The 26,124-nt window shown below is 67.8% G+C and carries 25 protein-coding genes; 8 read left to right on the top strand and 17 right to left on the bottom strand.

Going from position 1 to position 26,124, the window contains the following annotated elements; genetic code table 11:
- The coding region (locus F618_RS14745) for a transposase (RefSeq protein WP_019568000.1) at positions 1-277 on the top strand (277 nt) is incomplete at its 5' end.
- A gap of 547 nt (positions 278-824) precedes the next feature.
- Here F618_RS14745 and F618_RS0105540 read toward each other — a convergent pair.
- The 5 genes from F618_RS0105540 to F618_RS0105560 form a co-directional block, all read right to left on the bottom strand.
- On the bottom strand, positions 825-2,012 hold the full coding sequence (locus F618_RS0105540; protein ID WP_019568001.1) for an FAD-dependent monooxygenase: 1,188 nt from the start codon (positions 2,010-2,012) through the stop codon (positions 825-827).
- A complete protein-coding gene (locus F618_RS0105545) occupies positions 2,009-3,271 on the bottom strand; it encodes an FAD-dependent monooxygenase (protein WP_019568002.1) in 1,263 nt (420 codons plus the stop codon). The genes F618_RS0105540 and F618_RS0105545 overlap by 4 nt, the downstream gene beginning before the upstream one ends.
- Positions 3,272-3,907: 636 nt before the next feature.
- The gene (gene pepP, locus F618_RS0105550) at positions 3,908-5,236 is read right to left on the bottom strand and encodes a Xaa-Pro aminopeptidase (protein WP_019568003.1); all 1,329 of its coding nucleotides are present in this window, start codon (positions 5,234-5,236) and stop codon (positions 3,908-3,910) included.
- Between the two features lie 32 nt (positions 5,237-5,268).
- Positions 5,269-5,874: a UPF0149 family protein gene (locus tag F618_RS0105555; protein WP_019568004.1), complete on the bottom strand. Its 606-nt coding sequence runs from the start codon at positions 5,872-5,874 to the stop codon at positions 5,269-5,271.
- Positions 5,874-6,161, bottom strand: a complete 288-nt coding sequence (locus F618_RS0105560) for a hypothetical protein (protein WP_018168504.1) — start codon at positions 6,159-6,161, stop codon at positions 5,874-5,876. Before F618_RS0105560 ends, F618_RS0105555 begins: the two co-directional genes overlap by 1 nt.
- A gap of 217 nt (positions 6,162-6,378) precedes the next feature.
- Here F618_RS0105560 and F618_RS0105565 point away from each other — a divergent pair, with 217 nt between their 5' ends.
- From F618_RS0105565 to F618_RS16330, 3 genes are all read left to right on the top strand, one after another.
- Complete coding sequence (locus tag F618_RS0105565; protein WP_018950274.1) at positions 6,379-6,606, top strand: cell division protein ZapB; 228 nt, start codon at positions 6,379-6,381, stop codon at positions 6,604-6,606.
- Positions 6,603-6,905, top strand: coding sequence for a cell division protein ZapA (locus F618_RS0105570; protein WP_018143885.1), 303 nt, complete (start codon positions 6,603-6,605; stop codon positions 6,903-6,905). Before F618_RS0105565 ends, F618_RS0105570 begins: the two co-directional genes overlap by 4 nt.
- 415 nt (positions 6,906-7,320) lie before the next feature.
- Entirely contained in the window at positions 7,321-7,557 is a 237-nt protein-coding gene (locus tag F618_RS16330) for a hypothetical protein (RefSeq protein ID WP_081620861.1), read from the top strand.
- A 253-nt stretch (positions 7,558-7,810) separates the two neighbouring features.
- On the opposite strand, the gene ruvA is transcribed toward F618_RS16330, so the two are convergent.
- From ruvA to F618_RS0105605, 7 genes are all read right to left on the bottom strand, one after another.
- A complete protein-coding gene (gene ruvA, locus F618_RS0105575; protein WP_019568005.1) occupies positions 7,811-8,419 on the bottom strand; it encodes a Holliday junction branch migration protein RuvA in 609 nt (202 codons plus the stop codon).
- Positions 8,416-8,931, bottom strand: a complete 516-nt coding sequence (gene ruvC, locus F618_RS0105580) for a crossover junction endodeoxyribonuclease RuvC (protein WP_026181986.1) — start codon at positions 8,929-8,931, stop codon at positions 8,416-8,418. The genes ruvA and ruvC overlap by 4 nt, the downstream gene beginning before the upstream one ends.
- Positions 8,932-8,952: 21 nt before the next feature.
- Positions 8,953-9,693 (bottom strand): YebC/PmpR family DNA-binding transcriptional regulator, encoded by a 741-nt coding sequence (locus F618_RS0105585; RefSeq protein WP_018143888.1) that lies wholly within the window; start codon positions 9,691-9,693, stop codon positions 8,953-8,955.
- A gap of 291 nt (positions 9,694-9,984) precedes the next feature.
- Positions 9,985-10,614, bottom strand: coding sequence for a triacylglycerol lipase (locus F618_RS0105590; protein WP_018143889.1), 630 nt, complete (start codon positions 10,612-10,614; stop codon positions 9,985-9,987).
- Between the two features lie 21 nt (positions 10,615-10,635).
- On the bottom strand, positions 10,636-12,420 hold the full coding sequence (gene aspS / locus F618_RS0105595) for an aspartate--tRNA ligase (protein ID WP_019563463.1): 1,785 nt from the start codon (positions 12,418-12,420) through the stop codon (positions 10,636-10,638).
- A 101-nt stretch (positions 12,421-12,521) separates the two neighbouring features.
- The gene (locus F618_RS0105600) at positions 12,522-13,172 is read right to left on the bottom strand and encodes a DUF502 domain-containing protein (protein WP_018168499.1); all 651 of its coding nucleotides are present in this window, start codon (positions 13,170-13,172) and stop codon (positions 12,522-12,524) included.
- A 3-nt stretch (positions 13,173-13,175) separates the two neighbouring features.
- Positions 13,176-13,493, bottom strand: a complete 318-nt coding sequence (locus tag F618_RS0105605; protein WP_018951071.1) for an FmdB family zinc ribbon protein — start codon at positions 13,491-13,493, stop codon at positions 13,176-13,178.
- Positions 13,494-13,988: 495 nt separating this feature from the next.
- Here F618_RS0105605 and F618_RS0105610 point away from each other — a divergent pair, with 495 nt between their 5' ends.
- From F618_RS0105610 to F618_RS0105620, 3 genes are read left to right on the top strand one after another with little or no spacing between them, the layout of a single operon-like run.
- A complete protein-coding gene (locus tag F618_RS0105610) occupies positions 13,989-14,366 on the top strand; it encodes a DsrE family protein (protein WP_018143893.1) in 378 nt (125 codons plus the stop codon).
- Between the two features lie 10 nt (positions 14,367-14,376).
- A complete protein-coding gene (locus F618_RS0105615) occupies positions 14,377-15,231 on the top strand; it encodes an SDR family NAD(P)-dependent oxidoreductase (RefSeq protein WP_019568006.1) in 855 nt (284 codons plus the stop codon).
- Positions 15,232-15,250: 19 nt separating this feature from the next.
- Positions 15,251-16,627 carry a nucleoside recognition domain-containing protein gene (locus F618_RS0105620; protein ID WP_019563466.1) on the top strand — a complete coding sequence of 459 codons (1,377 nt, stop codon included), beginning with the start codon at positions 15,251-15,253 and terminating at the stop codon, positions 16,625-16,627.
- Positions 16,628-16,673: 46 nt separating this feature from the next.
- On the opposite strand, the gene F618_RS0105625 is transcribed toward F618_RS0105620, so the two are convergent.
- The 5 genes from F618_RS0105625 to F618_RS0105645 all read right to left on the bottom strand — a co-directional run bounded on the left by F618_RS0105625 (position 16,674) and on the right by F618_RS0105645 (position 25,496).
- Complete coding sequence (locus F618_RS0105625) at positions 16,674-20,465, bottom strand: PAS domain-containing protein (RefSeq protein WP_019563467.1); 3,792 nt, start codon at positions 20,463-20,465, stop codon at positions 16,674-16,676.
- Between the two features lie 28 nt (positions 20,466-20,493).
- Positions 20,494-20,700 carry a hypothetical protein gene (locus F618_RS0105630; RefSeq protein WP_018143899.1) on the bottom strand — a complete coding sequence of 69 codons (207 nt, stop codon included), beginning with the start codon at positions 20,698-20,700 and terminating at the stop codon, positions 20,494-20,496.
- A gap of 42 nt (positions 20,701-20,742) precedes the next feature.
- Positions 20,743-20,961, bottom strand: a complete 219-nt coding sequence (locus tag F618_RS0105635) for a hypothetical protein (protein WP_018143900.1) — start codon at positions 20,959-20,961, stop codon at positions 20,743-20,745.
- A gap of 207 nt (positions 20,962-21,168) precedes the next feature.
- A complete protein-coding gene (locus F618_RS0105640) occupies positions 21,169-24,474 on the bottom strand; it encodes an efflux RND transporter permease subunit (protein WP_019568007.1) in 3,306 nt (1,101 codons plus the stop codon).
- Positions 24,471-25,496: an efflux RND transporter periplasmic adaptor subunit gene (locus F618_RS0105645; protein ID WP_019563469.1), complete on the bottom strand. Its 1,026-nt coding sequence runs from the start codon at positions 25,494-25,496 to the stop codon at positions 24,471-24,473. The genes F618_RS0105640 and F618_RS0105645 overlap by 4 nt, the downstream gene beginning before the upstream one ends.
- Before the next feature lie 286 nt (positions 25,497-25,782).
- Between F618_RS0105645 and F618_RS0105650 the strand changes: the two genes are divergently transcribed.
- Entirely contained in the window at positions 25,783-26,124 is a 342-nt protein-coding gene (locus tag F618_RS0105650) for a phenylpyruvate tautomerase MIF-related protein (protein WP_018649775.1), read from the top strand.

The following is a 26,124-nucleotide window of genomic DNA, read 5'->3' on the forward strand; positions in this document are numbered from 1 at the left end:
GGGGTTGGATGTCCGCATACGCGACTCCGGCACGAAACGGGGGCAGCGCAAACTCACCAAACAGGGCGATCCAGAGTTGCGACGGCTGCTCTATCTGGCCGCGATGCAGGCCAAGTCGAAAGCCGCCTGGAGCGACTACTACCAGCGCTGCCTGGACCGTGGCCTGGCGACGACCCAGGCACTGAACGCCTTGGCTCGAAAGCTGGCCCGCGTCGCCTTCGCCTTGATGAAAAATCAGACCGATTACCAACCTAAGATCCCTTGTGGAGAGACATAGAATCTCCTACAGGGGCATGGTGGGCGGTTGAAGCGCGGGGGTTCATCCGGAGATCCCGGCTCTTCGCTTCGCTGCGGCCGGGATGACGGTGTGCAGGACTCGTCTCGGGCTCTCTTCGAACAAGACCTCGGCCGCCCGCCGCCGTCATGCCGGAAACCGCGCAGCGGTTATCCGGGATCTCGCACGTTCGGGGAACCCCAATCCCTTGAGGTCCCGGCCCTGCGCTGCGCTCCGGCCGATGACGGGTGGGGTGGACGTGTGGGCGGTATCCCTGGGGTTCGACGAACGGTCGGGGTGAGCGGGCGTGGCGGATGGGCGGCGTCGCGGGGACATGGCAGCGTGCCAGGGATCGATGAGGAGGGGTTCCCGAGGCCATGATGCGGTTCGCTGCGCTCAGCGCATCCTACGGGATACCACGGCCCGCCATGCACAGCGTCCAGCGAGCGCTGCCGCACCCGATCCCGGCTCGGACTGCGGTTTAAAGCACTCGTAGGATGTGATGAGCGAAGCGAATCGCATCACCCCGGGCCGAACAGCCTGGGTCGCCTTAATCGAGCCCGAAGGCGCGGAGCGCAAGGCGGCGCTTGAGGGGGGTGGCCTGGTCGACCAGGCGAATGCCGAGACCGCGCAGTTCCGGGAGGCCGGCGGCGTGGGTGCCGAAGATCAGGCGGAAGCCGTCCATGGCGCGCTGCATGAAGGCGTTTTCGCTGCGGCGGTCGCGGGTGTAGGCGCGCAGGACGGTCTCGGCGCCCGGGTCGCGACGGGCGGGGCCGTGCAGGCGCTCGACCAGAGCGCGGGCGTCGGCCAGGCCGAGGTTCAGGCCCTGCCCGGCCAGCGGGTGGATGGTGTGGGCGGCATCCCCGGCCAGGGCCACGCGGCCGGCGTGGTAGTCGCGGGCGTGGCGGGCTACCAACGGGAAGCTGGCGCGCTTCGATGTGGCGGTGATCGCCCCGAGGCGGTGGTCGATCACGGCCTCCAGCGCCCGGCAGAAGCCGGCATCGTCCAGCGCCAGCGTGTCGTCGGCCTGGTGTTCGGGCTGGGACCAGACGATGGAGCTACGCCCGTCCGCCAGCGGCAGGAAGGCGATGATCTGGTCGTCGACGAAGCGCTGCCAGGCGGTGTCCTCGTGCGGGCGCTCGGTGGTCACGGTCGCGACCACACCACGGGCGTGATAGTCCTGCTCGCGCACCGGGATACCCATGCGGGTACGCAGGGGCGATTGCGCGCCATCGGCCGCGACCACCAGACGGGCGGAGGCCAGCGGCGCATGTTGCGGGCCGTAGAGATCCACCCGATCCGGGCGGGTGTCGAGACTCTTCCATTCGGTTTCCGGCCACAGGGCCACGCCGGTGGCCTCCAGTTCGGCCCACAGCACGGCCTCCAGGGCGGCGTGCTCCACGGTCCAGCCGAGCGCCGGTACGCCCAGCTCGTCGGCGTCGAAGCGGATATGCCCGGGGCCGTGGCCATCCCATACGGCCATGCCGGAGAAGGCATGGGCACGGCGCGCCTCGAGGGCGTCCTGCACCCCCAGACGGGCCAGGAACTCCATGGAGGCGATGTTGAGCGTGGCGACGCGCGTCACCGGGGTCGCGTCGCTGAAGGTGGGCGCGCCAGCGCGCTCCAGCAGCCCGACGCGCAGGCCCTGGCTGGCCGCGCCCAGCGCGATGGCGCCACCAACCGCGCCGGCGCCCACCACCAGCAAGTCCAGCACGTCGCGGGAACCGGACGCGCTCATGCCCCGCCCCCTGCGTCCGGCCGCGCGAGATGGCGCGCGGTATGGCGCGGCAGCGGGCCAAGGCCCATCGCCGCCTGTGCCAGGCGATCGCGCGCCGGGCGCAGGCGGTCGACGGCCATCATCCCGCTGCCCAGCGCATGCCCGCGCAGGCCCGCTGCGTGCAGCATGCCGCGGGCGAGGAAGTCGGTCGCCGCCACCACGCCGTTCACGTCGGCACGCCGGGCCCGGGCATAGGCGGCAAGGGTTGCGGGTGCGCCAGGGTCGGCGACAAAGCCAGGCGCCCCGCCCTGCCCGTGCCCCTCGCGCAGCGCCCCCAGCAGGGTCGCCACGTCGCGCAGGGCGAGGTTCAGCCCCTGCCCCGCCACCGGGTGCACCGCATGCGCGGCATTGCCCAGCAGCAGCGCGCGGTCCGCGACCGGCTCCGGGGCATGCACCCGCTCCAGCGGGAAGCGCACCACGCGGCCCGCCGGGCGCAGCCGACCCAGGGTCCAGCCGAAACGGGCCTGCAGCTCGCGCAGGCGTTCGGCCTCGTCCAGTTCCAGGCGGCGCTCGCAGGTCTCCGGCGGGGCTACCCAGACCACGTTCATCCGCCCTTCCGCCTGCGGCAGCAGCGCCAGCGGGCCCTCGTCGGTGAAGCGCTCGAAGGCCTGGCCGTTGTGCGGCCGCGCGGGCAGGACATCGAAGACCAGGGCATCCGCCGCATAGCGCAGGCGGTTCACCGGCAGGCCCAGGGCCTTGCGGGCGGGCGACTGGATGCCGTCGGCGGCCAGGATCAGGCGCGCCGCCCAAGTGCTCTCGCCTTCGGCGCCGTGGATGCGCAGTGCGCGCTGGCCGTCCGTCACCTCGCCCACGCCCGCCAGCGTCGAGTGGTGGCGCACGTCCACGCCGGCGTCGCGGCAGGCCGCATCCAGCATCGGCTCCAGCGCGACGGCCGGCACCACCTGGCCGAGGGCGTGGCGGCCGTGATCGGCCGCGTTCAGTTGGACGCGCCCCAGGCCACCGCGCCGGCTGACGACAATGGAACGGATCGCGGTCGCCCGATTGGCCAGCGACGCCCAATAGCCCAGATCGTCCAGGAACTGCACGGAGCCGGCCGCCAGGGCATAGCCGCGGGTGTCATTCGCGTGGGCGTCCGGCGCCGGCGGCGCGCCGCGCTCGAACAGCGTGACCGCGTAGCCCGCCCGCGCCAGGGTGCAGGCAGCGAGGCCACCTACCGGCCCGCCACCGACGATGGCGATATCGGATCGTTGTTCGGTCATGTCAGCCAATTACCCCGTCGTTGCGAGGCCCCGCAGGGGCCGTGGCAACCTCTGGATGCCTGCACATTGGCGGGATCGGGTGGCAACGGAAGGCGATCGCCACGGCGCTGCGCGCCTCGCGATGACGGGAGTGGTGGGTTGGCGTCCATTTGTAGCGATGGCCATGCCGGCCCCAAAACACGCAGGCTCCTGATGGACCGTTGGCAAAATACCGCCGCGTAGGATGCGGATGAGCGCAGCGAATCGCATCACGGGGCGCGTGGCTCCGTGGTGAGCGGTGCGTTTCGCAGAGCTCAACGCACCCTACGGTTCTGCGCGCCTCGCGATGACGGGAGTGGTGGGTTCCCGTCCATTTGTAGCGATGGCCATGCCGGCCGAAAAACACGCAGGCTCCTGATGGACCGTTGGCAAAATACCGCTGCGCAGGATGCGGATGAGCGCAGCGAATCGCATCACGGGGCGCGTGGCTCCGTGGTGAGCGGTGCGTTTCGCAGAGCTCAACGCACCCTACGGTTATGGACACACCCAGGGGCGGGGTCCGCTCCCTATTCGCGGGCAGGCCCGCTCCCACAAGGGCTGTCGGGAGCGGCGCGGGCTGCGCGGTTGTGCGGGATGCGGTGTGGCGGGCGGGCATGGTCAGTTCCAGCCCGGGAGGTCGCCGGCCATGCAGGCCTCGATGTCGGCGACGGTCTTGGGACAGTCCGCGGTCAGGACCTCGTGGCCGTCGCGGGTGACGGCCACGTCGTCCTCGATGCGCACGCCGATACCGCGCAGCTCCTTCGGTGCCTCGCTGTAGGGCCCGAAGTAGAGCCCGGGCTCCACGGTCATCACCATGCCCGGTTCCAGCTGGCGCCAGGCGTCGCCGACGCGATAGTCGCCGACGTCGTGCACGTCCAGCCCCAGCCAGTGGCCGGTGCGGTGCATGTAGAACGGACGGTAGGCCTGGTCGCGGATCAGCTTGTCCAGGCGGCCCTTGAGCACGCCCAGCTCCTTGAGCCCGCGGGTCAACTCGCGTACGGCGGTTACATGCGGGGTGTCCCAGTCGTTGCCGGGCCGGACCTGCTCGATCGCGGCGAGCTGGGCGGCCAGCACGCACTCGTAGACCTCGCGCTGGCGCTCGCCGAAGCGCCCGGAGACCGGGAAGGTACGGGTGATATCCGAGGCGTAGCCCTGCACCTCGCAGCCGGCGTCGATCAGCAACAGGTCGCCGTCGTTCAGCTCGGCGCGGTTCTCGATGTAGTGCAGGATGCAGCCGTTTTCGCCGCCGCCGACGATGGAAGGGTACGCGGTCTCGGTCCCGTAGCGGTGGAACTCGTGCAGCAGCTCCGCCTCCACCGCGAACTCGGTCAGGCCCGGCCGGCAGGCCTGCATCGCGCGCACATGCGCCTGGGTGGAGATGGCCGCGGCGTGGCGCATCAGCTTCAGCTCCGGTGCCTTCTTGAACAGCCGCTGCTCGTGCAGGTGGTGCTCCACGGCAACGAACTCGTGCGGCGCGCGCACGCCGTTGCGGGCCTTGGCCCGGACCTGGTTGACCCAGCCGAACAGGCGCTGGTCCAGGGGCTCGTCGCGTCCGAACGGCGCGGCCAGCACTGCGCGGTTCTCCATCAGCCCCGGCAGGATCTCGTCGATGTCCTCCATCGGGAAGGCGCACTCGGCCCCATACGTCTCCATCGCGCCGTCCGGCCCCGCGCGCCGCCCTTGCCAGGTCTCCTGGGTGGGGTCGCGGTCGCGGCAGAACAGGATGTACTCGCCGGCCGGGCGGCCCGGCACCAGCACCGCCACTGCATCCGCCTCGGGGAAGCCGGTCAGGTAGAGGAAGTCGCTGTCCTGACGGAAGGGATATTCGACGTCCCGGTTGCGGGTGCGCTCGTGGGCGGCCGGGACGACGATGATCGAGTCCGGCCCGATCGCCCGCATCAACCGCTGGCGACGCCGGGCAAACTCGCCCTGCGGGATCTCCGGCATCCGGCCCGGTTGGGGGGCTTGTCGCGTTCGCGTCATTGCATCGGGATCCGTTTCGGGTCGTCCGGGGCCAGCTCGTCGGCAATCAGCAACACGCCCACGCGCACGTATTCGTTGAGTTCCTCGAAGGCCGCCGCGTTGTCCTCGTCATCGTCCGGTTCCAGTTCGATGCGAGCAATCTCGGCGAAGTCGCGCAGGATCTCGCTGGCCTCGGCCGAGGGCTTGAGCTTGGCCAGACGGGGTGTCTGCCCGAGCCCGGCGATGAAGCCGTCCACCCACTCCGACAGGGCCTGGGCCTGCGCCTCGATGGCGTCGTCCTCCGGCAACAGCGGACCAAAGCCCAGCTCCACGTCGTAGAGCTGCGCCAGCAGCGCGCGGCGGATCGCCTCCACGGTCTTGTCGAAGCGCTCTCCTGCGCCTTCGGTCAGTGGCAGTGCCTCGCCCAGGCTCAGCTCCAGGGCATCCACATCGGAACCCGGATCGGCTACCAGGCATCCGGTGAACAGCCCGTGGGCCGAGGCCGGCGTCTGCGCATAGCCCATGCTGCGCAGCCCGTGTTCGAGCTGCTCGCGCAGGGCCTCGGGGTCGCGCTCCAGACCGTCCAGGGACTTGGCGTTTCCGGTGCCCGGTGAATGCGTCATCAGAAGGACTCCAGCCGCGCTTCGTAGGGGAACAGCAGGAAGCGGTAGAGATCGTCCCCCACCTGCAGATGGGTGAACTGCGGCTCGCCCAGCTTGATCGCGCTGGAGCCGGTGGAGGACAGCATGTTGAGACCGAAGCGCTTGTCCTCGATCAAGGCGTTCAACAGCTGCTCCAGCTCCGGACGCGGCACAGTGCCCGTATTGTCGACAATCCGGCACGGCTTTCCGTTATGGGCCGTACCCTCGATCACGGTAGCGTCGGGGCCGGGTTCGGGTGGCTGGGTCATGGGCGACAACACTTGATGGCTTAGGGATTCCACGTATTGTGGCCAGCGCGGGTGCCAGGCCGCAACAAACCCCGGAATGCCTGGTGCACGAACGCGTACATTGACCGGCGTCTCCCTGTGAGTCACGCAAGTTGACGCTTCGCTCGAACGCCTCCTAGACTCCAGAGATTAATCGACTCGCGGCGAAAGCCGCACCTGCCACGCGGGGCCCGAGGCCATGCAGCCGAACGACGATTCAGCGATCGACCCGACCGAACGCCTGGAGGCCGCGATCACGCGCCTTCTGGAAGAGCATGCGGCCCTGCGCGAGGAGAACCACCTGTTGCAGGAGCAGATCCGCCAGCTCAAGGGCGAACGCGCGGCCTTCAAGGAACGCAACGAACAGGCGCGCCACCGGGTCGAGAACATGATCGCGCGCCTGCGCTCGATGGAGCACAGCGAATGAGCCAGTCCGAACCCGTCCGCGTCTCCATCATGGGCAAGGAGTACCAGATCGCCTGCCCACCGGAGGAACGCGCCGACCTGTTTGCCTCGGCGTCGCTGATCGACGAGCGCATGCGCGAGTTGCGCGATGGCGGGCGCATCGTGGGCGCCGAGCGCATCGCGGTGATGGTGGCGCTCAATCTGGCGCACGAGATGCTGGAGTGCCGGCAGCAGAAGGCCGGCGCGGACACCTCCGGAAGCTCGGAACGCCTGGTCGCCCTCGCCGACCGCATCGAGAAAAGCCTCGGCTCGTCGCGCTAACGCGCCTGGCGGCGTCCCGCCGCCTTCCCTCCTACGTTTCCAATGCCCCGAATCGACCTACCACCCTCTTGGCTGGTCCTGGTTCGTCATCCGATGTTTACGTGCCTTCGTCTGGCCGCCTGCCAGGCGCTCTCTCGCGAGCGCACCGCGAGGTACTTCTTTGCTCGTGCAAAGAAGTACCCAAGAAACACGCCCGACTGCCGCGACCCCGGCCCGCTGCGCGGGCCGGGGTTTCCCTCGCTCCGAGGCTTTTCGCGGGCGGCGCTGAACTCGCTACGCTGCGCTGCGCTCAGACATCCAGCGCCTTGAACCCCGCGAAAAGCCTCTCCACTCGGCGCGACGACAACGGGAAGGTAGGTCAAGACAACGGCTATCCGAAGGCCCGTGCCATTGGTCGGAGGCAGGCTATTCCGACATCTCGAGCACGCTCGGCCTTTGGCCCTTGCGTGCCGCGCCCGCGAAGCGGGCGCTGGGGGGCGTAGGATGTGATGAGCGCAGCGAATCGCATCAGGGTTTCGCACGACGTGGGGTATGGTGCGTTTCGCTGCGCTCAACCGCCCCCTACGGGATACGGTCTGTTTTGACCTTCTCCTCCCGCATGGAGCCCCTTGCGGAAGGGTTCTCGGGCCGGGAGAAGGCGCTGGATGTCTGAGCGGAGCCGCAGGCGCAGCGAGTTCAGCGCCGCCGGCCCGAGGGCCCTGGAGCAAGGTTCCCGGGCGGAATCCGGGGGCCCTTCTTTGGGTACTTTCTTGGGCAAGCAAGAAAGTACCTCGCGGTGCGCTCGCGAGAGAGCGCATGGCAGGCGGCGGACCGAGGGCACGTAAACACCGAAGGACGAACCAGGGCCAGCCTCAGGACCGGACGAAACCCACCGGAGACGATTAAGCCGCGCAGCGGAGCGGGCGTTAGCGCTTGACGGTGGCGCGGAGGGCCAGGCGTACCAGGGTCTCCACCGAGTCCGCCTGGTCGCGTACGGTGGCGACCATCTTCTCGGCGCTGGCGCGTTGATAGCCGAGCGACTCCAGCGCGGCCAGGGCCTCGGCTTCCATCGCGGCGGCGGGCGTCGGTTCGCTGCCGCCCGCTCCCCCGGCGGGCGCGCCGACAAAGCCCATCTCGGCAAGGCGTTCGCCCAGTTCCAGCACGATGCGCTCGGCGGTACGCTTGCCGATACCCGGCACCTTGGCCAGGCCGGTGACATCGCCGCCGCTGATCAGGCCCGCCAGCTCGTCGCCGGCGTAGGTAGAAAGCATGGCAAGCGCCAGCTTCGCGCCGATGCCGTTCACACGGATCAGACGCCGGAACAGGTCGCGATCGCGCTTGTTCAGGAAACCGAACAGCTGGTGGGCATCCTCGCGCACGACCAGATGGGTGGCCAGCACGACGGTCTCGCCCGGCTCCGGCAGGGCCGCCAGCGTGGACAAAGGGACGTCAACCTCGTAACCAACCCCGCCGGCGTCGATCACGACGCCGTTAACCTCGCGGCTGATCAGCCGGCCTTCCAGCCGCGCGATCATGGACGGCCCCCGATCGAGCCGGAGGTGGCGGCCGCCAGACGCGCCTCGTGCTGCTGGGTGTGAGCGTGGCAAAGCGCGACGGCCAGGGCGTCGGCGGCATCGCTGCTGGCCGGTTCGGCCAGGCGTAACAGTTGCTGCATCATGTGCTGGACCTGTTCCTTGTCCGCCCCGCCGATACCGACCACGGCCAGCTTGATCGCACGCGGGGCGTATTCGTGTACCGCAAGGCCGGCCTGGGTGGCGGCGCAGATGGCCGCGCCCCGGGCATGTCCCAGCTTGATCGCGGACTGGGCATTGCGCGCGACGAACACCGATTCGATGGCCAGCACGTCGGGCTTCAGTTCATCGATCACCTCGACCACGCCGGCAAAGATCTCGCCCAGGCGCTCGGGGAAACCCTTGGCCTTGGGCCGGATCACACCGTGCCCGCAGGAGCGGCCGCGGCTGCGATCATACTCGACGACCGCGAAGCCGGTGATCCGGGAACCGGGGTCGATCCCGAGGATGCGCACGCCGGTCACGTGGCGGCCGGATCAGTCACCGCTGACCTCGTCGGGGAAGTCGGCATTGGTGAAGACGTTCTGCACGTCATCCAGGTCGTCGAGCATGTCGAGCAGCTTGAGGATCGACTCGGCGGTCTCCGCGTCCAGTGGCGCGAGCGTCTCCGGGCGCCAGGTGACTTCGGCATCCTCCGGCTGGAGTTCGCGTTCCGCCAGCGCGGCGCGGACGTCCTGATAGGTATCGGGTTCGGTGATGACCTCGATGGAACCGTCATCCTCGACCTGGACGTCTTCGGCCCCGCCCTCCAGCGCGGCCTCCATCACCACCTCGTCGTCCAGCCCCGGGGCGAAGCGGATCACGCCCTTGTTCTGGAACAGATAGGCGACCGAGCCGTCGGTACCCAGGTTGCCGCCCATCTTGGAGAAGGCGTGGCGCACCTCGGCGACCGTGCGGTTGCGATTGTCGGTCATGCAGTCGACCAGGATGGCCGCGCCGCCCGGACCGTAGCCCTCGTAGCGGATCTCCTCGACGTTGTCGCCGTCGCTCTCGCCCGCCCCGCGCTTGGCCGCGCGCTCGATGGTGTCGCGGGTCATGTTGGCGCCCAGCGCCTTGTCGATCGCCAGACGCAGGCGCGGGTTGGTCTCCGGGTCCGAGCCGCCCTGGCGCGCAGCCACGGTGATCTCGCGGATCAGCTTGGTGAAGAGTTTGCCGCGCTTGGCGTCCTGGGCATTCTTGCGATGCTGGATGTTCGCCCACTTGCTGTGGCCTGCCATTCGGTCACGACTCCTTGGATTGGGTTCGGTTGCAGCGGCCCCGGGATTCCACCGAGCCGCAGGACCCGCACAGTCTAATCGCTGGCGCGGCGGTAATCACGGATGCCGGCGCAGCACTCACCCACACCGCCTCTTCCCTCCCCCGTCATTGCGAGGCCCCGAAGGGGCCGTGGCAATCTCCTCACGCTGGCAGAGCGCTGGAGTCACGATCCGGTGGTTCCGGACGGAGATTGCTTCGTCGCTGCGCTCCTCGCAATGACGGGGGCGGCGGTGGGGTCGGGCCGGCTGGGGTTATGGGAGGAACTCGCCCGTTTCCAGGAAATGGAGGGTCTCCTGGACCAGGAGACGGTTGACCAGCATGCCGAAGTGGGAGACCGGCATGGTGAGGTGGCGCGAGACCTCCGGGCCGCGCGTCTCGTCCACCGCGACCGTGCCATCGTGCGGATCCGGGAGCGGCGCGACCCAGGGCCCCGGCCCGAACGGCTTGCTGCCGGCGATCATGCCGACGTCGCGACCGCGCAGGACGGGACTGCCGCCGAGCAGACCACGGTCCAGGGCGGCGCCCAGCCACCAGCGGCCAAGTCGGTTCTGCGCGAGGCGCGCGGCCACACGACTGCCCTGCAGCGGCGAACCCAGCATCACGATACGCCCAGGGCGCTGCACGGGCGCGACCTCAAACAGGTGGCGCACGATCACGCCGCCCAGGCTATGGGCAACCAAGTGCACGAGGTCGCCGGGGACATCCTCGAGAAACGCAGCCAGGGCGCGCGCGGCCTGCTCCGGCGTTTGCCGGCGCGAGGCATAGCGGAACCCGTGAACCTCGTGGCCGGCCGCGCGCAGACGGCGGCCCAGCAGGGCCATCTCCAGGCCCGGCATGTGCCAGCCATGGACCATGACCACACTACTGCGCATGCCGGTCATGGCGTTCGGCCGGACAAGCGGTTACTCGGCCTGTTGCGTGGCGCTGGGACGCAGACGGATACCCAGCTCGCGCAGCTGCTTCTCGCCGACCGGGGCCGGGGCGTCGGTCAGCAGGCAGGCGGCGGTCTGGGTCTTGGGGAAGGCCATCACGTCGCGGATCGAGTGGGCGCCGCTCATCAGCATCACCAGGCGGTCGAGGCCAAAGGCCAGGCCGCCGTGCGGCGGGGCGCCGAAGTTCAGGGCATCCAGCAGGAAGCCGAACTTCTCGCGCGCCTCTTCCTCACCGATGCCCAGGGCCTCGAACGCGGCCTGCTGCATCTCGGGGTTGTGGATACGGATCGAGCCGCCGCCGACCTCGGTGCCGTTGAGCACCATGTCGTAGGCGCGGGACAGCGCCTCGCGCGGGTTGGCGCGCAGCGCCTCCGGACTGTCCACTGCCGGGGCGGTGAACGGGTGATGCAGGGCGTACAGGCGCTTGTCCTGGTCGTCGTACTCGAACATCGGGAAGTCGACCACCCACAGCGGCTGCCAGCCTGCCTCGACCAGCTCCAGGTCGTGGCCGATCTTCACGCGCAGGGCGCCGATCGCCTCGTTGACCACCGAGGCCTTGTCCGCGCCGAAGAAGATCAGGTCGCCGGCGGCGGCCGCGGTCTTCTCCAGGATCTGCCGAGTCACGTCCTCCGGCAGGAACTTGAGGATGGGCGACTGCAAGCCGCCCTCGATATCAGCCGGGTCGTTGACCTTGATGTAGGCCAGGCCCTTCGCGCCGTAGCGGCCGACGTACTCGGTGTAGACGTCGATCTCCTTGCGTGTGAGCTTGGCACCGCCCGGGACGCGCAGGGCGGCCACGCGGCCCTCGGGGTCGTTCGCCGGGCCGTTGAAGACCTTGAACTCCACCGCCTGCATCACCTCGGTCAGCTCGGTGAACTCCAGCGGGATGCGCAGATCCGGCTTGTCGGAGCCAAAGCGGGCCATCGCCTCGGCATAGGCCATGCGCGGGAACGGATCCGGCAGCTCCACGCCCTGGACCTCGCGGAACAGGTGGCGAATCAGGCCCTCGGTCACCTCCATCACGTCCGCCTCGTCGACGAACGCCATCTCCATGTCCAGCTGGGTGAACTCCGGCTGGCGATCGGCGCGCAGGTCCTCGTCACGGAAGCAGCGGGTGATCTGGTAGTAACGATCCATGCCGGACATCATCAGCAACTGCTTGAACAGCTGCGGCGACTGCGGCAGGGCAAAGAAGCTGCCCGGATGCGTGCGGCTGGGCACCAGGTAGTCACGCGCACCTTCCGGTGTGGCCTTGGTCAGCATCGGGGTCTCGAGGTCGAGGAACTCGCGCTCCTCGAGGAAGCGGCGCATGGCCGCGGAGACCTGCGCGCGCAGGCGCAGACGCTGCTGCATCAACGGGCGGCGCAGATCCATGTAGCGATAGCGCAGGCGGGTGTCTTCGCCGACGTCTTCGTCGTCCAGCGGGAATGGCGGGGTCTTGGCGGCGTTCAGGACCTCCAGCTCGAGCCCGAGGATCTCCACGGCGCCGGTGGGCAGGTCGGGATTCTCGGTGCCCTCGGGGCGCCGGCGCACGCGGCCGGTCATGCGGATCACGTACTCGGTACGCAGCTGCTCGGCGCGCGCGAAGACCTCCTCGCGGTCAGGGTCAAACACCACCTGGACCAGGCCCGCATGGTCGCGCAGGTCCACGAAGATCACCCCCCCGTGGTCCCGTCGGCGGTTCACCCAGCCGCAAAGGGTCACCTCCGAGTCGAGTTCGTTCTCGGTGACACGTCCACATAGATGAGTTCGCATTGCGCTGTTCCAGCCGAAGGGCACGCCCGCCAGGGGCCTGCACGGTGAGTCGGGAAAACGGGACGAACATGGCGTTCGCACCCGCGAAAAGGCCGGAAATCTTACGATTTGCCCTGCCCCTGCGCAACCGGCGCCGGCGCTTCTTCAGGGCTTCTCATCGGTGTCACGACCCCCATGGACATGACGAACTTGAGACCATCCTCCACCGTCATGTCCAGTTCGATGGCTTCCTCGCGCGGAACCATGATCACGAAGCCGGAGGTGGGATTGGGCGTGGTCGGGACGAAAACGGTGATGACGTCACGCTCGGTGCGGTCCTGCACCTCGCCGACGGCGACACCAGTCATGAACCCCACGGACCACAGGCCGCGGCGCGGATACTCGATCAACATCACCTTGCGAAACGCCTGCCCGCCGTCGGACAGCACGGTCTCGGTGACCTGTTTGACGGCGCCGTAGATCGAACTGACCAGCGGGATGCGGCGGACGATCGATTCGCCCACCGACACCAGCTTGCGCCCAACGATATTGGCCACCACCACCCCGGTCACGAACACCACCACCACCGCCAGCACGATGCCGGCACCCGGGATGGAGAAGCCGAGAATCGCCTCCGGCCGCCAGGGCGGCGGCAGAAGGAGGATGGTGAAATCCAGCAGGTCGACCAGCAGCTTGATAATGAAGCCGGTGACGATCAGCGGCAGCCAGACCAGCAGCCCTGCAATCAGATAGCGGCGCAGGGAGACCAGCATTGATCAGGTGCCGGTCGCGGCGGTACCGGTCTTGGCGCTACCGGAAGATTCGGACTTTCCGGAGGCGTCCGACTTCGTTGAGCTACTGCCGCTGGAGCTGGTGGCCGAGCTGCTGCCCTCTTTCAGGTTGCGCTTGCCGTCCTTCTTGAAGTCGGTCTCGTACCAGCCGCCGCCGGCCAGACGGAAGCCGGCCGCGGACACCTGCTTGGTCAGGGCCTCGGCACCACACTCCGGGCAAATGGTGGCCGGCGGATCGGAGATCTTCTGCAGGATCTCGGAGACCTCGCCGCAATCCTTGCACTGGTATTCGTAAATGGGCATGACTGGAATCCTCGGAATGCATCCGCGAAAACACGGGTTGAGGCGTATTATGCGGCCGTTTTCGGGGAATGAAAGGCCTTCGCTTCCGACAATCCGTTTTCATAATCCAGAACGGTATTTCCCAGGCACACGGAAGCAGCCGGCTCGCCTTGCACGCCATCAAGGGCAGCCCGGCCGAAGGTCTGCGCAGAACCGGGATCTCCAGCGTCAGACCCTTCCCGACCGGGGAGATCCCGGATCACCGCTACGCGGTGTCCGGGATGACGGCAGGGGGGACGACGCGAATGTGTCCGGAATGACGGCGGTGGGTACGGCTCGAACGCGTCCGGGATGACGACAAGGCGGGAGCCGTTCAGGGCCATGCAGCCGATATCCGCCGCCACCGGGGGCGTCTCTTGATGCTGCCCGGCCAATCCGCGCTGGGGTTTGCGCCGGGCGGCCGCAGCGCGGATCATTCACCCCCAACTCGACGATACGACCGCGCAAGGACCTGTCATGGCCGAAAAGATCGTGATCATGCTGCTGAACCTGGACCTGGACCGCCCTGGCACGCTGGGGGCGCCCTTCTTCCAGGCCACCGTCGCCGCCGCGATGGATCTCGAGGTGGAGATCTACTTCGCCGCCGGCACCACACGCCTGCTGCGTCAGGGCGTGGCGGAGACCATCTACCCCGGCGAGGCCAGGGAGAAGTCCGTCTACAGCTTCATGCAGGACGCCCACGAGGCCGGCTGCGCCTTCTACGCCTGCGCCGGAGCGATGAGCGAGAACGGCCTGACGCTGGACAACGCCGTGCCGGAACTGGACGGGATGCGCGGCGGCGGTGCCTTCATCGGCGAGGTCGTCGAGGACGGCGTCGCCACCCTGACCTACTGAGCGCGCCGCCGTGAGTGACACTGCTTCCCGTGCCGTCCTGATCACCGGCTGCTCCAGCGGCATCGGGGCCTGTACCGCGCGCGTGCTGCGTGATCGCGGCTACCGCGTGTTTGCCACCGCACGGCGCGGCGAGGATGTCGCCCGGCTGAAGAAGGACGGCTTCGAGGCCTTGCAGCTGGACCTGGACGACTCCGCCAGCATCCACAGCGCGGTCACCGAGATCCTGCACCGGACCGACGGCCATCTGTATGCCCTGTTCAACAACGGCGCCTACGGCCAGCCCGGCGCCGTGGAGGATCTGAACCGCGCCACGCTGCGCGCGCAGCTGGAGACCAACGTCCTCGGCTGGCTGGAACTGACCAACGCCGTCCTGCCCGCCATGCGCCGCGCCGGCGAGGGCCGCATCATCCAGAACAGCTCGGTCCTGGGCCTGGTCGCCCTGCGCCTGCGCGGGGCCTACGTGACCTCCAAATTCGCGATCGAGGGCATGAGCGACACCCTGCGCCAGGAACTGCACGGAACCGGCATCCATGTCGCCCTGATCGAGCCGGGGCCGATCCGCAGCGCGTTCCGCGCCAACGCGCTGAAGGCCTTTCGCTACCACGTCCAGCGCGAACACGGCCCCTGGCAGGAGACCTACCGCGCCGCCGAGGCCCGCATGGCGAACGCCGAGGCCGATGCACCGTTCACGCTGGGGCCCGAGGCCGTCGCGCGCTGTGTCGTGCACGCCCTGGAGGCCCGCCGCCCGCGGGTGCGCTATCACGTGACCTTCCCCACGCGGCTGTTCGCCTTCCTCAAGTGGCTGCTACCGGCCCGCGCGATGGATGCCGTGCTGCGCGGTGTATCACGCGGGGAGAACCGCTGACCGTGGCACACTGCGCGGCATGAACCTGATCTTTCTCGCGCTGATCGTGATCGCCGTGGCGACGGCCGCGATCCGCGAGATCCGCTCCACCGATCCCGACGAACAACCGATGCAGGCCCTGTCCGAGGGCGCGATCGAGGCCGCCGGTTCCGCGGTGGAGCTGGCGCTGGGGCTGGTCGGGGTGATGGCCCTGTTCCTGGGCCTGATGAAGATCGCCGAGGCCGGTGGCCTGCTCACCGTACTGGCGCGGCTGCTGCGCCCACTGATGGTGCGCCTGTTCCCGTCGGTGCCGCCCGAACACCCGGCGATGGGCGCGATGATCCTGAACTTCTCCGCGAACATCCTGGGCCTGGGCAACGCCGCCACGCCGTTCGGCATCCGCGCGATGCAGGAGCTGGAGAAGCTGAACCCGCACCCGGGCACCGCGACCAACGCGATGGCGCTGTTCCTGGCGATCAACACCTCCAGCATCACGCTGCTGCCCACCGGCGTGATCGCCCTGCGCGCCTCGCTGGGTTCCGAGGCCCCGGCCGCGATCCTGCCGACCACGCTGTTCGCGACCCTGTTCGCGACCATCGCCGGCATCGCCAGCGCGCTGATCCTGCAGCGCTACTTCCTGCCACCCCCGGCGACTCGCAGCATTGATCCGGACCAGACGTCCGCGGATGGCGCGAGCGAGCTGGACGACACCATGCGCGAGGCCGGCCGGGAGGCAACCGCCGAGCCGACCCAGGACGCCGACCCGACAGCGGACACGGCCAACCAGCAACCGATGAACATCGAGGTCCCCACCGAGGGCTATCCCGCGTGGGTCTCGCTGACCGTGCTGGCCGGAGTGCTCGCAATCATCCCGCTGACCATCCTCTACGGCCAGGCGATCGCGCCGTGGATCATCCCCGGGCTGGTGGTCGGCTTCCTGTCCTACGGCGTCATTCGCGGCGTACCGGTCTACGAGGTGTTCGTGGAGGGGGCGAAGGAGGGTTTCAATGTCGCGCTGCGCATCATCCCCTACCTGGTCGCAATCCTGGTCGCGGTGGGCATGCTGCGCGAGAGCGGGGCACTGGGGATGTTTGTCGGGCTGGTCGGGCCATTGACCACGCCGTTCGGCCTGCCGGCCGAGGCGCTGCCGATGGCGCTGCTGCGCCCGCTGTCCGGCTCCGGCGCCTACGGCATCATGGCCGGCATCATGCAGGATCCGGCCACCGGGCCGGACACGCATGTCGGCATCCTGGTCTCGACCCTGCAGGGCTCGACCGAGACCACCTTCTACGTGCTCGCCGTGTACTTTGGCGCCATCGGCATCAAGCGCGTGCGCCACACCCTGGCCGCCGCGCTGACGGCGGATGCCGTCGCGGTGATCGCGGCGGTGACAATCGTCGGCTTCCTCTTCCTGTAGGACGAAGTGCGCGACGACGGCGTGCGCGGCGCACCCCCTCGCGGGGTCAACCGTCCGGGCGACTCGCGCGGCAGTGATCCAGCGCCCGCAGGAGGTCACTCGCACCGATCGGCTTGGTCAACAGGTCGTTGAAACCGGCCTGTTCGGCCCGCTGGCGCGTGGCATCCGTGGCATCGGCGGTCACCGCAATTACCGGGATCGCGGCCAGCTCCGGCTCGGCCCGCAACGCGCGCAGCACCTGAAACCCATCCATCACCGGCAGGTTCAGGTCCAGCAGGATCAGCTCGGGCGGATCCCGCAGGGCCATGTCGAGTCCCTCGGCGGCGGATTCCGCCATGCGGCAGTCGGCCGCGCCCTGCTGTTTGAGCATCTCGCGCATCAGACGCTGGTTGGCATCGTGGTCCTCAATGCAAAGCACGCGGCAGTCGCCCGGCGCGCCGGAGCCGCCGGGCAGTGCCGCATCGTCCCCGGTGCCGGACGGCATCCGGTCACGGGCCCGGGGCAGACGGAACCAGAAGGTACTGCCCTCTCCCGGCACGCTGTCGACCCCGATCTCGCCCCCCATCAGGTCGACCAGATTGCGGGTAACCGCAAGCCCGACACCGCTGCCCTCGATCCCTTGCTCCTCCGCCGCCAGCCGTTCGAACGGCTGGAACAACCGCCGGCACTGCTCCGCGTTCAGCCCCGGCCCGCTGTCGTGGATGGCGATCCGCACATCGGCCTCTGACGGCTCGCAGCTCACGCGTACGCTTCCGCCTGGCCGGTTGTACTTGATCGCGTTGGAGAGCAAGTTCAGGAGCACCTGCTTCAGACGCCGCGGATCGGCCTCCAGCATGACTTCGGGCAACTGATCCGGCTCCAGCTCCACCCGATACTCGCGCGCCACAGGCGCAAGCAACGAAAGGCAGTCCTCCAGCACCGGACCCGGCGCCACCGGCTCCGGATCGACCTGCATGCGACCGGCCTCGATCCGGGCCAGGTCCAGGATCTCGTTGATCAGGTCCAGCAGGTGCCGGCCCGCGCGCGTGATCTCCTCCAGGTGGCCACGCTGGTGTCCATCCAGCGCCGGATCGCTCTCCAGCAACTGGGCAAAGCCGAGAACGGCATTCATCGGCGTGCGCAGTTCGTGGCTCATGTTGGAAAGGAAGTCGGATTTGGCGCGGTTGGCCGCCTCGGCCGTCTCGCGGGCCCGATGGAGCTCCGAGCGACGGCGCAATTCGTCGGTAAAATCACTGAAGATGTTGAAGCCGTATTGCGGCTCCCCGCGGGCATCGCGCACCACGCCGATCGTGCTGGCCGTAATAAACACGGCCCCGTTGGCACAGCGCTGGGGCAGCTTGCCCGTCCAGGCCCCGCCCTCGGCCAGCACCTGGTCGATCTCTTGCTCCTCCTTTTTGTTCTCCGCCGGGATGATCCCCAGCTCGTGGAAATCCCGGCCCAGCAACTCCTCCGAACGGTAGCCCAGCATCTCCAGAGCAGCCAGATTGACGTAGACGAAGCGGCCTTCGCGATCCACCACCTCGATCCCCTGTTCGGAGGCTTCGAAGATGCGCTGGAACAACGCCAGGTGTTCCTGCGCCTGGTGCAGCTCGGTGATGTCCTGCAAGCTTCCGCCGACGTGCGTCAATCGGCCGTCGCTATCGAAGCGTCCGCTCGCGATCATGTGGACAAAGCGGATGCGTCCGCCGGGCAGCTCCACCCGGTGGTTGATCTCGTGGTGCCGACTCTCGCCGACGCCAGCCAGGAAGCTCTCGACCTGATGGCGGTCCTCCGGGTGAACCAGGTTCAGGTAGTCGTCACGTTCGAGCGGCGCGTCTTCGGCATCCAGCTCGAAGATCTCGCGGAGCACCCGGGACCAGGTGATCCGCCCATCAAGCGCATCCATCTCCCAGTTGCCGATACGCGCGAGCCGTTGCGACTCCAGCAGGCGGGTGGACAGGTCGGACAGCGCCAGCTCGGAATTCTTGCGCTTGGTGATGTCCTGCATCACGCCCAGCATGTACAGGATCTCGCCGTCCTGGCCGCGCACCACGTCGCCACGTTCCAGCAGCCAGTGTTCCGACCCATCCGGCCACATCACCCGGTGTTCCAGCTCGAGGTAGGAACCGCGGCGTAGGCTGCTGGCGATGGCGGTGCGTACCCGGGCGCGATCATCGGGATGCACGGCATCCAAGAAATTGGAGACCGTCGGCTCCAGCCCGCCCTCGGGATAGCCCAGAAGCGGCGGGATGCGCTCCGACCAGCCCAGCGCCTCGCGGTTCGGCGCCCACTCCCAGGTCCCCATGTTGGCGAAGGTCTGGCTCGAACGCAGGCGGTGCTCCTGATGCTTCACGTGGGTGATCTCGGTGCGAATCGACGCGTACTGGTAGGGACGACCGTTGCTTCCGAGATACGGGACGATGGTGGTCTCCACCCAGTACAGCGATCCACTGCGCGCCCGGTTGCACACCTCGCCCCGCCAGATCTGGCCGGCGGCAATGGTCTCCCACAAGTCGGCGTAGAACTCCGGCGGATGTTGCCCGGACTTCAGGATCCGGTGGTTGCACCCCATAAGCTCGGACACGGCGTAGCCGCTCACCCGCGCGAACCGCTCGTTGGCGTAGATGATATTGCCGGCGATATCGGCGATGCTGACCAGGGAGTGCTCGTTGACCGCCACGTGCTCGCGCTCGCGCTCGTACAGCGCATCCCGATAGGCCTGGCTGACCCCGTCAATCTGGCGCATCTGGCGCGCCCGCGCGGTGATGGTTGCCGCGACTCGCGCCGGCTCCACCGGCTTCAGGAACACCCCGGCAACCCCTGGATGCAACGTCATCAGGTGATTGATCCGACTGGGATCCTCGGTCAAAAGAAGCAGCGGGATCGCGCCACCATTGTCCCGGGTGCGCAGCAACGCGACAAACGACTCCACCGGTTCGGCTAGCCCCTCCAGATCCAAGACGACCACATCCGCGCCGGCCTCGCGCAGATGACGTCGGACGACCTCCGGATCGGAAGCGGTGGCTACACCCAGACCGGCGCCAGTCAGGTACGACTCGAGGCCGCCGTCGGCCGCATCATTCTTGACCAGCAGCACGCGGTAGTCCGAATCGACGATCAGGCCGCCGATCTGCATCAACTGCTCGATCAGGGTGTCCGTGGCCAGCGGATGATCGAGACAACGCGCCACGCCTTGGCGCACGCATTCGAGTCGCGCCCCGGAACTCCAGCTGCGCGCAACAGCCAGCACCGGCAGACCGCTACCCAACGCGGCCCCCAAGCCGGGCAACCCGCCACCGTCCGTGGCCACGGTATCGGCGCACAGCACCACGGCGGATAAAGGGGCGTCCTCAGGGGCACTATCGGTCCCAGTGCCACCCATTTCACCCCGCGTCACGCGAAAGCCCTGCTCGTCGAGCATGCGAGCGATCTCGTCGCCGGCCTCGCCACCGTCGTCGATCAGGCACACCCGCGTTTCGGCCGGGCGCCCGCCCAAGGGCTGCATGCGGGCCTGCGCGACCGGACGCGCACGCTGTCGGTAGGCCTCAACACTCATCGCGAGGCGCCGAACCCCGGCATGGATCAGGTCGCGATCCGGCCCGGCCGGGGCACGACGAACGCCGGCCAGGGCGGCACACAGCGATTCAGCCACCGCGCGAATCAAACCGATATCGAAAATCTGGGCGGCCTGCGCCAGGGTCTGGGCCTCGCGGTACAGCGTGGTCAGCCGGTCGCCATCCTGGGCCGAACCGTCGAGGGCCCGGGACAGCCGCTCCAGTTCCGCAACCCGCTGGGCCAGGGACTCGAGAAACTCGCCCCGCAAACGCGCCAGCCCCGGCGATGCCGGGGCCGGGTTCACGGCCGTTGGCTGTAACGAATGCAACGGGTCAGTTCGGCGGGCCGCCCGGGTTGATGTCCTTGTCTTTCACGATGAAGTAGACCCCGATGGCGGCCAGCCCCATCCACATGAGCAGCGCGAACACCCCGAGGACCTCCCAGAGCGTCACGAAGAAAAACAGCATGATGGCGGCAGCACCAAGGAAGATATTGCCGATCACGAAATTGGACGGCCGGCGGGAATCATTGTCGGGCATGGACGGCTCCGGTGCAGGCGCCTGGAGCGACGCCAGTGAACGCTACTGTTTCTTGTAGGGGGTAAAGTCGAATTCCCCGGCGGTCATGTCGTCCCACAGATCGCTCTGCAGTACGGCCAGCAGCTTGAACAGCTTGCGCAGTTCAGGGTCCTCCATGAAGCGCTGGTCCTCGCTGGCTTTCAGCACCTCGACCAGGGTGGCGCACTGCTCACGGCTGATTCCGAGGACATTCAGGCCGTTCTCTCCCATCTCGACATCCATCGAGCGACTCCCATTCGGTTAGATGGCGCCGATTGTAGCCGGTCACGCACCGATGGCGAAAACGCCGGACTCCAGCCACGTCATTGCGAGGCCCCGAAGGGGCCGTGGCAATCTCCCAACGAAACCCCCGACGTCCGACCGGGCTGACGTCGGGGCCGCCCACGGAGATCGCCACGTCGCTGCGCTCCTCGCGATGGCCGGTATGGCTTAGGCCGTCTGGGCGCGGATCAGGTCGACCCGGGTGCGCACGTACAGGTAGTACAGCACCGGGATGATCACCAGCGTCAGCAGCGTGGAGACGAACACGCCGAAGATCAGCGAGATCGCCAGGCCGGAGAAGATCGGGTCGTCGAGGATGAACCCGGCCCCGACCATCGCCGCCAGGCCGGTCAGCACGATCGGCTTGGCGCGCACCGCGCCGGCGTGCACCACCGCCTCGATCACATCCACGCCGCGGCGAATCTCCTCGTTGATGAAGTCCACCAGCAGGATGGAGTTGCGCACGATGATCCCGGCCAGCGCGATCATCCCGATCATCGAGGTTGCGGTGAACTTGGCGTCCATGAAGAAGGCATCCATGAAGGCATGCCCCGGCATCACCCCGATCACAGTCAGCGGGATCGGCGCCATGATGATCAGCGGCACCATGTACGAGCGGAACTGCGCCACCACCAGCAGGTAGATCAGTAGCAGCCCCACCGAGTAGGCGATCCCCATGTCGCGGAAGGTCTCGTAGGTCACCTGCCACTCGCCGTCCCACTTCAGCGAGAAGTTGTAGGGATTGTCCGGCTGACTGATGAACAGCTGCTCCAGCGGCTCGTCGTAGGCCATGGGCTGGTCGCGCAGGCCGAAGAACATGTCGAACATGCCGTACAGCGGGCTATCCAGCCCGCCGGCCAGGTCGCCCATCACGTAGACCACCGGCAGCAGGTTCTTGTGGTGAATCGAGTGCTCGAGACTCGAATCGACGACGTTGACGACCTCGGACAGCGGCACCAGCGTGCCGTCGCGCGAGCGCACCTTGAGCCCGAGCACCGGGTCCAGGCTGCCCTTCTCGGCCTGCTCGAACTCCAGGCGCACGGGCACCGCGTACTTTACGTTGGAGCCGTAGAGATAGGTCACGTCCTCACCCGACAGGGCGGTCTCGATCGCCTGCACCACCGCCTGTTGCGACACACCCAGGCGCGCGGCGCGTTCGCGGTCGACCTGCAGGATCTTCTTCTGCCCCGGATACTCGACCGAGTCGTCGATATCGGTAAGGCCATCGGTGTTCTCGAAACGCTCGCGCACCTGCCGGGCGATCTCGATCTGGCCGTCGTAGTCCGGTCCGTAGATCTCGGCGACGATCGGCGACATCACCGGCGGCCCCGGCGGGACCTCGACCACCTTGACCGCCGCGCCATGCCGATCGGCGATCGCGTTGATCGCCTCGCGCACGCCGAGGGCCACCGCGTGGCTCTTGCGATCGCGCTCGTAGGAATCGACCAGGTTCACCTGAATGTCGCCGACGTGCGAGCCCTCGCGCAGGTAGTACTGACGCACCAGGCCGTTGAAGTTGATCGGCGCCGCGGTGCCCGCGTAGGTCTGCACGTTGTGCACCTCGGGGACCGTCTTCAGGTAGTCCCCCATCTCCGCCAGCACGCGGGAGGTCCGTTCCAGGCTGGTCCCTTCCGGCATGTCCAGCACCACCTGGAACTCCGACTTGTCGTCGAACGGCAGCATCTTCATGACCACCAGCTGGAAGTACGCCAGCGACACCGAGGCCAGGATCAGCACCAGGGTGCCCACCCACAGCGCCAGGCGGTTGACCTTCTTGCGTCCGCCAGCACCAAGGAAGGGCAGCAGCAGGGTGTTGAAGAGCTTCATCAGCCCGGCCGAGGCGCTCTCGCCCTCCGCGCCATGACCACCACTGGCCGGCGCGGCATGCTCGTGCTTCTCGGCCTGGCGACGCAGGACCTTGTAGGTCAGCCAGGGCGTGACTACGTAGGCCACCGCCAGCGAGATGATCATCCCCATCGAGGCGTTGATCGGGATCGGGCTCATGTACGGGCCCATCAGGCCGGTCACGAAGGCCATCGGCAACAGTGCCGCAATCACCGCAAAGGTCGCGAGGATCGTCGGTCCGCCCACCTCGTCCACCGCGAGCGGAATCGCCTCGATGAACTTTTTGCCGCCCTTGGCCATGTGCCGGTGGATGTTCTCGACCACGACGATGGCGTCATCCACCAGTATCCCGATGGAGAAGATCAGCGCGAACAGCGACACCCGGTTAAGCGTGAAGCCGTAGGCCCAGGAGGCAAACAGCGTGATCGCCAGGGTGATCACCACCGCCACGCCAACGATAAACGCCTCGCGCCAGCCCAGCGCGATCCACACCAGGATGACCACCGAGGCGGTTGCCAGGATCAGCTTCTGGATCAGCGTGTTGGCCTTGTCGTCCGCGGTCTGGCCGTAATTGCGGGTAATGGTCGTCTCGATGCCGTCCGGGATGTAGGTCCCGCGCAACTGCTCCAGCCGCTCGACCAGGGCATCGGCGATATCCGGGGCATTGGTCCCCGGCTGCTTCGCGATCGCCACCGTGACCGCCGGATGGCTATCACCCAGGCGCGCGCGATCCCCCGCGGCGGCGCCATGGGCAAAGCGCACATGCTCGGTGGCATAGGCCGGACCCTGTACCACCTCGGCAACATCCGACAGGTAGACCGGGCGATCCTCGTGCATCCCGACCACCAGGCTGGCGAAGGCCTCGGGCTCGGTGATGAAGTCGCCGGCCTGGATCAGGATTTCCTCGTCGTCCTGGTACAGCCGGCCAGCATCGCGCGAGAAGTTCGAGGCCTGAAGGCTGTCGCGCAGGTCGTCCACCGACAGGTTGTGGGCCGCCAGGGTCTCCGGCTTGAAGCGCACATGCACCACGTGATCGGGTCCACCGACGGTGTAGATGTCGCGGGTGCCCGGCACCCGCTTGAGCTCGGCCTCGATGCCGTGCGCCACGCGCAGCAGGTCATGCCCGCCGCGCTCGGGGTCCTCGGTCCACAGGGTCACGTTGACGATCGGCACGTCGTCGATCCCCATCGGCTTGATGATCGGCTCGCCGACCCCCAGCCCCTGGGGCAGCCAGTCCTGGTTGGAGAACACCTGGTTGTACAGGCGCACCAGGGCCGCGGTGCGATCCTCGCCGACCTCGAACTGGATGGTGATCTGCGCCATGTTCGGGCGCGAGGTCGAATAGATGTCGTCGATGCCCTCGATCTCCGAGAGCACCTGTTCGGCCGGCGTGGCCACCAGCTGGGCCACCTCCTGCGCGCTCGCCCCCGGGAACGGGATGAACACATCGGCCATGGTCACGTTGATCTGCGGCTCTTCCTCGCGCGGCGTGACCAGGATCGCGAACAACCCCAGCAGCAGACCGATCAGGGCCAGCAGCGGGGTGATCTGGGTAGTCAGGAAGGCCTTGGCAATGCGCCCGGAGATCCCCATGCGCTCGGACGCCCCCTCCGTGCCGGCATCGCTCATCGGTTCACCTGCTGATGTTCCTTCAGATAGATCTGCGCATGCACCGGATCCAGCGCCACGCGTTCATCGTCGTCCAGACCGCCGAGGATCTCGATCATGCCGTCATGCTGGCGCCCGACCCGCACCTGGCGGAACGCGACCCGATCGTCCTCATCGACGACGTACACGGCAATAACCTCGCTGCGATAGACCACGGCCTCCACCGGCACCAGCAGGCGTTCAACGTCCTCCACCACGAAGGCGGTCTTCACGAACATGCCGGGGAACAGGCCCAGATCCTGCTGCTCCGGCAGGTTCACGCGAATCCGGAAGGTGGAGCTGGCCGGATCGGCATAGGGGAAGATAGTCAGACTCTCGGCCGCCACCCGGTCCCCGTTCAGCAGGACCTCGGCACTGCGCCGCTCGCGCACGTTGTGGATCAGGCGCTGCGGCACATCCACGGCAACGCGCAACTGATCCAGGCTGATCCCGGACAGCAGCGGTGAACCCGGGCTGACCGATTCGCCGACCTCGACATGACGCTCGGTGACGATCCCGGAGTACGGCGCATACACCTCGGTGTAGCCGAGCTGCTCGCGGGCCTCCTCGACCCGGCCTTCGGCCGAGCGCAGGCGGGCACGCGCCGAACCCAGCGCGGCCTCGGCGCGGTCGAACTCGGAGCGCGAGACCACCCCCCGCTCGAACACATCCTCAATCCGGTCGAACTCCGAACGCGCCTCGTTGAAGCGGGCGCGGGCGTCGGCCAGATCGCCCTCTGCCTGGCTCACACGAGCCTGCTGCTCGGTATCGCTGACCCGAACCAGGAGCTCGTCGACCTCGACGAAGTCATCCACGTCCGCGTAGATCTCGCGGATGCGCCCGGACGTCTGGGCGGAGATCGTGGACCGCTGCACCGCCTCGACGCGGCCATCCAGGATGCGTTCCTGGGCAATCGTCTGGCGTTCCGCGGTGGCCGTGTCGAACGGCAGCTCCGCCTGGGCCGCAAACGGCAACAGCAGCAGGGCCCACAGGGTGTGGCGCATCCGGATTCGTGTCATGGGGTCTTTCCTTGCTTGGTGAGGTCGCCGGGGATGGGCCGTCTCGCACTCGTCCCGGCTCCATATATTAGCTTTTTCTAATTTATTATTTCCTGATGCTGAACGCAATCCGGGCGCATCCTCCCGCGACCGGTCCGCTCCCTCGCAGCGAGTATAGCCACCCTGACAAGGGTTTCACCCACCCCGGCGACTCGCCGGGACGCTGCAGCGCACCCGCGCTCCCCGTATCATGGCGACCGATCCGGGAACCACACAAGATCTGGAGGACGCCATGCCGCTGCTGCGAGTCGAGACCAATACCGCCCTGCCGGACGATGCCACCGGCCTCAGCCAGCGCCTGTCCGCGCAGGTCGCCGACTGGCTGGGCAAGCCCGAGGGCTACGTGATGGTGGCCTGCACGCATAATCCGGCCATGTGCTTTGGCGGCAGTACCGATGCGCTCGCCTACTGCGAGCTCAAGAGCATCGGCCTGCCCGAGGGCCTGACCCGCGAGCTGTCGCGCAAGCTGTGCGACGCCCTGCAGGCGGAGCTGGGTATCGAACCCGCCCGCGTCTATATCGAATTCGCCGATGCCCCGCGCCACTTCTGGGGCACCAACGGCACCACGTTCTGA

The sequence above is a fragment of the Thioalkalivibrio sp. ALMg13-2 genome, assembly GCF_000381185.1.
GTDB classification, from domain to species: domain Bacteria; phylum Pseudomonadota; class Gammaproteobacteria; order Ectothiorhodospirales; family Ectothiorhodospiraceae; genus Thioalkalivibrio; species Thioalkalivibrio versutus.